Annotated in this window: 1 protein-coding gene; it reads left to right on the forward strand. The window is 54.7% G+C overall.

Going from position 1 to position 1277, the window contains the following annotated elements; all coding sequences use genetic code 11:
• Window positions 1-35 precede the first annotated feature (35 nt).
• Window positions 36-1261 (forward strand): IS3 family transposase gene (locus CAY35_RS09415; RefSeq protein WP_100619247.1). Its coding sequence is split into 2 segments (ribosomal slippage): window positions 36-315 and window positions 315-1261, totalling 1227 coding nucleotides; the frame shifts between segments, so codons are not numbered across the junction.
• The last annotated feature ends 16 nt before the right edge of the window (window positions 1262-1277 follow it).

Consider the following 1277-nt stretch of genomic DNA (forward strand, 5'->3'; position numbering starts at 1 on the left):
TTTAGTTCCTACCTCAGCTAAGGAAGGATTGAACTATGCCTAGAAAGTATTCCGTCGAGTTCAAGGAGAAGGCGGTCCATCAGATCATCGAAATGGTCCGCCTGGAGTCCTGCTCACTGCAACGCGCCTACACGGAGGTCGGTGAGCTGCTTGGAGTATCTCACCACACGTTGCGGGCCTGGTACCGTGACAGCGCCTCAGTACGCGATAATTCTGACGCTTCAGGCGGCGAAACAATGGAAGAAGAACTCAGGCGTCTGCGCCGCGAAAACCGCGAACTGAAACGAGCAAACGGGATTCTTAAAACTGCTTCGGCTTTTTTCGCAGCGGAACTCGACCGACCCACGACCAAATGATCTCCTACATCGACGCGTACAAAGATCAATTTGGGGTCGAGGCCATCTGCCGAGTCCTTAAACAAGCAGATCGTGGATTCATTACTTCACGCGGCTACCGCAAAGCCACCACACGTGTTCCCAGCGCAAGAGCCTTAAGCGATAGCCTGCTCATCCCAGAGATACAGCGTGTGCATGCGGAGAATTTCTCGGTCTACGGCATCCGCAAAATGTGGCACGCGATGAACCGCGAAGGCTTTCATATTGGTCGCGACAAGACCGCACGTCTGATGAAACTTGCAGGTGTTTCTGGCCGCAGACGTGGGCGAACCCCAATAACAACGGTAAGCCCGAAGACACCGGATCATCGCCCGGACCTAGTGCGCCGAAACTTCCGTGCGCAGGCACCAGGCAGGCTTTGGGTTGCCGACATTACCTACGTTCGCACCCTGTCAGGATTCGCCTACACCGCGTTTGTCGTGGATGTCTTCAGCCGAAAAATTGTTGGTGTTGCTACACGCTCGACAATGCGCACCGATGCGCTGCCCATGGAGGCATTGGAACATGCGTTAACGACTGCAGGACGAATCCATGGAAACCAACTAATTCACCACAGCGATCGGGGCAGCCAGTACGTGTCACTGAAGTATTCCACCGCGCTAGCTGAGTCAGGAATCCGCCCGAGTGTGGGAACAATCGGCGATTCTTACGACAATGCACTAGCCGAAACAGTCAACGGTCTCTACAAGGCGGAACTGATTCATGCCCAGGGCCCGTGGACGTCGGTCGGAGAAGTCGAACTGGCCACCTTGCGGTGGGTGCATTGGTGGAACACTAAGCGACTTCACGAAGCATTGGACTACGCCACCCCACAGGAAGTAGAAACCGAGTACTATCTCACCCAGCCCATCAACACAGGGCCGTAAAAGAAGCGGAACTCAA

Source organism: Pseudoglutamicibacter cumminsii (assembly GCF_003143995.1).
In the GTDB taxonomy this organism is placed as follows: domain Bacteria; phylum Actinomycetota; class Actinomycetes; order Actinomycetales; family Micrococcaceae; genus Pseudoglutamicibacter; species Pseudoglutamicibacter cumminsii_B.